Annotated in this window: 6 protein-coding genes; all 6 read right to left on the bottom strand. The window is 35.8% G+C overall.

Going from position 1 to position 6637, the window contains the following annotated elements:
• Nucleotides 1-20: 20 nt before the first annotated feature.
• The 6 genes from V7Z48_RS02910 to V7Z48_RS02885 all read right to left on the bottom strand — a co-directional run bounded on the left by V7Z48_RS02910 (nucleotide 21) and on the right by V7Z48_RS02885 (nucleotide 6630).
• Nucleotides 21-1601, bottom strand: a complete 1581-nt coding sequence (locus V7Z48_RS02910; RefSeq protein ID WP_334111892.1) for a SulP family inorganic anion transporter — start codon at nucleotides 1599-1601, stop codon at nucleotides 21-23.
• An 84-nt stretch (nucleotides 1602-1685) separates the two neighbouring features.
• On the bottom strand, nucleotides 1686-1985 hold the full coding sequence (locus V7Z48_RS02905) for a hypothetical protein (RefSeq protein WP_334111891.1): 300 nt from the start codon (nucleotides 1983-1985) through the stop codon (nucleotides 1686-1688).
• A gap of 73 nt (nucleotides 1986-2058) precedes the next feature.
• Nucleotides 2059-2829 (bottom strand): tetratricopeptide repeat protein, encoded by a 771-nt coding sequence (locus tag V7Z48_RS02900; protein ID WP_334111890.1) that lies wholly within the window; start codon nucleotides 2827-2829, stop codon nucleotides 2059-2061.
• A 1-nt stretch (nucleotide 2830) separates the two neighbouring features.
• On the bottom strand, nucleotides 2831-4594 hold the full coding sequence (locus V7Z48_RS02895) for a BatD family protein (RefSeq protein WP_334111889.1): 1764 nt from the start codon (nucleotides 4592-4594) through the stop codon (nucleotides 2831-2833).
• Nucleotides 4595-4645: 51 nt separating this feature from the next.
• Nucleotides 4646-5512 (bottom strand): tetratricopeptide repeat protein, encoded by an 867-nt coding sequence (locus tag V7Z48_RS02890; RefSeq protein ID WP_334111888.1) that lies wholly within the window; start codon nucleotides 5510-5512, stop codon nucleotides 4646-4648.
• A 77-nt stretch (nucleotides 5513-5589) separates the two neighbouring features.
• Entirely contained in the window at nucleotides 5590-6630 is a 1041-nt protein-coding gene (locus V7Z48_RS02885) for a vWA domain-containing protein (RefSeq protein WP_334111887.1), read from the bottom strand.
• Nucleotides 6631-6637 lie beyond the last annotated feature (7 nt).

Raw genomic sequence — 6637 nt, 5'->3', positions numbered from 1 at the left:
TTTGTTTTTATTTATTGTAATTAAAATGTTTTAGGTCGTAATACGAAAAACTCCATAAAACTGACAGGATTTTCAATAACTCCTAAATCCGAAATTAGCGTTATGTTAATGTTTTTGTTTTTTGCTTTAATAGCGAAGTCTTCTAATATTTCAACAACATCGTAGTCTAGATATCGGGTACGCCTTACATCTAATTCTAAGGTGTAATTTTCTGGAATACTATCAAGCTCTTTCAAAATGGCTCCCTTATTTATAAATGTTACTTCTTCTGCCAGTGTCATTTTTAAGTGGCCATCTGGAATGTCGTCACCTTCTTTATGTAAAAAGTGTGAGTTTTGGTAACTTTTAACCAAAATTATTAGAATTCCTACAAAAAGCCCTAAACCAACACCAAACAAAAGGTCTTTGAATACAATCCCTAAAATGGTAATAATAAAAGGTACAAATTGTTTCCAACCTAATTGCCACATAGTTTTAAATAGTGCTGGTTTGGCTAATTTATAACCTACTACTAAAAGTACTGCTGCCAACACCGATAATGGAATCATATTTAAAATTCGAGGGATAAGAATTACCGATATCAATAATAAAAATCCGTGTATAATAGCAGACAACTTAGTTTTTCCACCTGATTGAATATTAGCAGAGCTGCGGACAATTACTTGTGTAATTGGCAATCCGCCTATAAGACCAGATAGAACGTTTCCTGTACCTTGCGCAATAAGTTCTCTATTGGTTGGCGTTACGTTTTTTGCGGGGTCTAATTTATCCGTTGCTTCTACACTTAATAAAGTCTCAATACTTGCTACTAATGCAATGGTAAAAGCAATAATCCATATATCCGTATTTAGAATGGCTTTAAAATTTGGCAGGGTGAATTGTTTAATAAACGACGTTGCGTCCTCAGGTATCGGCACACTCACGAGGTGTGAAGCATCTATTCCTAAGGTTTCGTTTGTTTTGGTGACTAAATAAAAAACAACACCCAACACTACAGCAATAAATGGCCCTTGGATTACCTTAAATATCTTGTTCTTTTTTGCCAGAACATTATCCCAAAATATAATAAGCATAAGGCCTAAAAAACCAATTAAGGTAGAGCCCCATTGTACATAATCTAATGCGACAAAAATTTCCGAAATACTATTCTCACCATCTATTTGAAAGAATCCAAAATCGCCTTCTGGATCGGCATCATAACCTAAAAAATGTGGTATTTGTTTAAGAATTATGATAATACCAATCCCAGTAAGCATTCCTTTAATAACAGATGATGGAAAGTAATAGCCAATAACTCCAGCTTTTAAAAACCCAAAAATAAGTTGTAAAACACCCGCTAAAACTACTGCAACAAGAAAGTTCTCATAATTACCAAGTGTGGCGATAGATGTTAAAACGATGGCAGCTAGTCCAGCTGCTGGGCCACTAACTCCCAGATTTGATCCACTCATTGCTCCTACCACAATACCTCCAACAATTCCAGCAATTACGCCTGAAAACAGTGGCGCCCCGCTGGCTAAAGCTATTCCTAGACAAAGTGGTAAAGCTACAAAAAACACTACAACACTCGCAGGAATGTCATTTTTTAAATGTTTGAACATAAAAATATAATTTTTCTCTAAAGCTGAAAGCAAGGAGAAGTTAAACAATAGAAGACCTAAAGGGTCGGTTTAATAGTCTGGAAATTATACTTGTTGTTCTGGTGGTGGAGAAAAAGTTTGAAGCGATAATGAAGATCTGCTACCCACCAAATAAAAATTCGATGCCTTTTTACTACTAAACTCAACATCGAACGGAGGCTTATGATTCAGAGTAATATGCGCCTGAATTTGCTTAGAAACATTGCTACTCTCATTTTCTTCTTCAGTAACACTAAAAAAAACAGAGGTGTCGGCTGGTACATCAAAAACCATAATTATAGTTGGTGCCGACAAAAACAGCACAAACACTATAGAAAGGATGATTGAAACTCTAGACTTATACATCAATTTATTTTAGAAATTCAAAGATAACATTTGTGGGGAAATTTAAAAGTTTTAATACCATAAGTTATGGTATTTATAACAGTTTAATAGCTTTTGAGGGAATCCAACCCGTTAATCCATCTGGTAACTCGATGCGGTGCCAATTAGATACACTGTCTAGAACCTGTAATTTAGTGCCCTCGTGGAGCTTGAATAAATTGGAGCTTGCATTGTTGGGTTCACTTTTAATATCTACTGACTTATCGAAAACAACAGCAGAAATATTTTTTTGATCAAACTCGAATTTTTGAAAAGCCATAAAAAGTGTAACGACTGAAGCAAAAACAGATATAAATCCTAAAACAAATGTCAATCGCTTTTTAACCGAACTATGAGAAAAATAGTAGATTAAAAATAATATAACGAAGGCAACGCTAAATGCTATCGCCAATCGCGACCAACTATCAAAACTATAAGCATTGACCCAATTTTTATAAAGTTTATCAAATCCAACTTCTGGAACTTCTTCAATAGCATCGATTGTCATTTTTTGAGCGAATGCTAAATTGTTATGAATATCCTTATCCATTGGGTTAAGCTGCAACGCTTTTTCGTAATAATAAATGCTCGGGGCGACATTATTCAATTTATAATGAGAATTTGCCAAGTTAAAATATAACTCAGCTGAGTGTTCACCAGTTTCTAAGATGCTTTGGTATGCATCAATAGCAAATTCAAACTCGCCTTTACCATACAATTCGTTGGCCTCTTGAAATTTAGTGTTGTTTTGAGCAAAAATTGATGGTTCAAGGGATAAATAGGCAATGAATACGATAATTGAAAAATATTTTAGAACCTTCATCATCTCACCTTAATTGTTTATCAATGGCGGCAATTGCCGTTGCGCTATTGTTATAATCTTGTTGCATGGTTACATCGGTCGCTGGAGAATATCTTGCCAATTCGCAACTTTCTAGCAGTGTTATAAACTCAGAAACTGATTCCTGACTAACTTGTCTTTTACTGAGTAATTCTTCTATTTTATCTTTGCTGAATTCACTGGTCTCAATATGAAGTTTGGCTTTTAAGAAATTGTGAAGTGCTCTTTCTAAGGCAACATAAAATAATTCTTTTTGCCCAAGCGATTTTTTGGCTTCTCCCAAATATTTCTTAGCCAGCTTATCCTGAGCACGCATTCGCATTCCAACTTCGTCAGATAGATATGATTCTCGTCTTCTGCGTACTATCAACGCCAATGGAATTGCTAATAGCGGTGCTAATAAGGACGTCCAAAATGCTGTAGATTTAAAGAAATATGAGCCGTCTTTCGGCCGTAGATTTGTTTGTGATTTGATGTAAGCAAAAGCCTCAGCATTTGCAACAATAGCCTGTTTAATGTTAGCGGGGTTGGCATTGCTAGCCACAGGATTCATTGGGTCGTCTAAAACATCAATCACCATTTCGTTAGAGGTAATGGTTTTGTATTGTTCTGTTTTAAGGTCGAAATAGGAAAAGGAAATTCCAGGAATGGGGTATTTACCTTTAAATTGTGGAACAATTGTATAATTTTCTATTCTTGCGCCGTACATACCATCAATTCTGGTACTCACTTTATCATCTTTTACAGGATCGTAAACTTCTAAGGCACTAGGTATATTTGGTTTTGGTAATTCAAATAATTTCATGTTTCCTTTACCAGAAACTTCAACTGTTAGTTGTAAGGATTCCGTAGCTTTTAGTTCCTTTTTTGAAGTTGAAACAATCAAATCAAATTCTCCAACAGCACCACCAAAATTAGCAGGTTTTCCTTGCTCGGGTAAGGGTTTTACTTTGATAGTTCTCGCACCTGCTGAAACCGTTTTATTAACTTGGGTCATTAATGGACCTCCGAAAAAATCGCGTCTGTTACTAGGTACCTCAACGGTTACATCTAAGCTTAAGGGTTCAATTTTTAATTCCCCAGATTTTTGAGGATATAACACCGTTCTTCTCCAAATTACATATCTGTAATCTTCGCCATTGAACTGTCCATTTTGCACAGGTAATCCATTTGTAGGAATATTTTGGCTCCAAAAATCAGAAAATTTTGGATTGTCAATCTCACGTATATTGCTCACGCCAGTTTCTCGAGACACATACAATTTGTATGTTACAGTTATGGGTTCATTTAAATAAGGGTTGGCTTTAGAAACCTCTGCAACCAAATGAATGTTTTGAGACGCCACATAATTTGGGTCGTTCGGGTCTGTTGGAAGTTCAACTGCTGGCGTAACCTCAACTGTTATTGGAAAGGTTTTGTAAGTTTCACCATCAATTTCGATAGTGCCTTGTTTGATAGTGAATTTTCCAACTTTTTTGGGTGCCAGAAAATAAGAATAGGTTTTTTTAAAGCTACGTTTTCCGTTAATCCAGGTATTACTAACAGATGTGTTAGGACCGCCTACAACCGTAAAATCGGCAAAACTTGGCGGCACAAAATTATCGCCATCTTTATCCATCTCAAAGTCGATGCGCAAACGTTCGTTCAAACCCAACTTGGCCTTACTAAGTTTGGCTTCGAATTTAACTTGTGCCGCTAACAAGGTGGAAAATAGCAGCGCTATGATTAGTATGTGGTTTTTAAAATTCATAGTTGTTCTAACTTCATTTTCAATAAAAACAATGAACTATTAAGTTTGGGGCTACCAATCTTTTTCGTTTTTTACCTTTGCTCCTTTTTGCTTTTCGGCATTTATTTTTTCCTGAACTTTAGATTCTTTATCGTTAAGCGCTTCCAATAAATTTTTTATCTGTTGACCATTTAACGTACTAGGTCTTGGCTGTGGTTGCTGCTGCTGCTTATCGCTATCGTCTCCCTTGTCATTTTCATCTTTATCTTCATCAGGCTTTCCTTCTTCGTCTTCTTTATCATTACCATCTTGTTTGTCTTCGTCGCCTTGATCTTTTTTATCTTCGTTATCGTCGCCTTGTTCGTCTTTTTTATCTTGGTCTTGTTGTTCTTGATTCTTTTCGTCTTTTTCGTCTTTTTTATCATCGCTATCCTCGTCATCCTTTTCGTCTTGCTCCTTTTCGTGTTTGGCACATTCCTTTGCCATGGCTAAATTATAACGTGTTTCATCATCATTTGGATTGTTACGCAAGGCATTTTTAAAAGCTTCAACAGCTTCCTTACACAATTGATTTTGCATTAAAATATTGCCAATATTATGAAATGCTTTGTGTTTTTCAGTTTTGGAAGTGGCATCTTTAGCAGCTTGTTCGTGTCTATAAAGTGCTTCATCAAAGTTGCCTTCTTTATAGAAACCATTACCTAAATTATAAGAAGCCGCTACGGTATTTGATTGCTGAGACATCGCTTTTCTGTAAGCCATTTCTGCGGTGATAAAATCTTCGTTTTGAAAACTTTCGTTACCTTCAGCTACGAAGAGTTGTGCCTTATTTTGTTTTTGAAGTAATGCTTTTTCATCTAATTCTTGGGCACATATAAGCCATGGAAGGGCAACCATCCATAGTATTAACCTGTATTTGTCTAAGATTAGATTTTTCATTTTTTTGTACTTAAATTATGTACGAATTTATAAAACGCTTATTATTTTATAGTTAAAACTATTTTAAAACTTTCATTTTAAATATTCTCATTAAACAAATTTAGTTTTCGCAACCATGCTGTTTTTCTTTCTAAAAGGAAAATATCTAAAAACAACACAGCAATTGCGAAGGCTAAAAACCATTGAAACTGGTCTTTATAATCGGAAACTTGTTGCGATTCAAATTCTGTTTTTTCGATGGTTTCTAAAATTTCCTTTAGTGAATTTACAACGGCCGCTGTACTACTGCCGTTAATGTATTGTCCGTCGGCATTTCTGGCAATGGCTTTTAAATTATCCTCATCCAGTTTGGTAATAACTGTTTCGTTGTTCTGGTCTTTTTTGTAATTGAGAACAATCCCATTGCGTTTTATAGGAATCGGACCGCCTTTTACGTCGCCAACACCTACTGTGAAAATTTTTATCCCATCATTTTGCGCATTTTTGGCAGCATCGGAGGCAGAGGTTTCGCTGTGATCTTCGCCGTCTGAAATAATGATTAAAATTTTACTGGTTTGGTCTTCTGCATCGTAAAAGGTTCGCGCTAGTTCGATGGCTTCATTAATGGCCGTTCCTTGAGAAGAAATCATATCGGTATTCATGCCTTGCAGAAACAATTTGGCCGCGGCATAATCTGTTGTAATCGGTAACTGCGGAAAAGCTTTGCCTGCGTAGGCTACAATTCCCACGCGATCGCTTACTAAATTATTGATGATTTGAGACACCAATTGCTTTGATTTTTCGAGTCGGTTGGGTGCGATATCTTCGGCTAACATACTTTTGGAAACATCGACGGCAAAAACGATATCAACGCCTTCACTACGAACGGTTTCTAATTTGGTTCCAATTTTTGGATTGATGAGTGCAACAACAAGAAACGCGAATGCCAGACACAGCATTGTCAATTTTAATATAGATTTAAATAAGGATCTATTGGGACTTAGTTTTTCCAGTAATTCGGGGCTCGCAAATTTTTTCTGACGGTTTCTTTTCCAAACAGCTACCAAAATAAATATGAGCACCAATATTGGTATCACCACAAATCCAATAATCCATATTTTTTGTTCTAATTGAAACATAGTTTTA

This window comes from Paucihalobacter sp., from assembly GCF_036825875.1.
Lineage (GTDB): Bacteria > Bacteroidota > Bacteroidia > Flavobacteriales > Flavobacteriaceae > Paucihalobacter.
The sequence above is the reverse complement of the archived record's forward strand: the minus strand, read 5'-3'. Positions and strand labels throughout refer to the sequence as shown.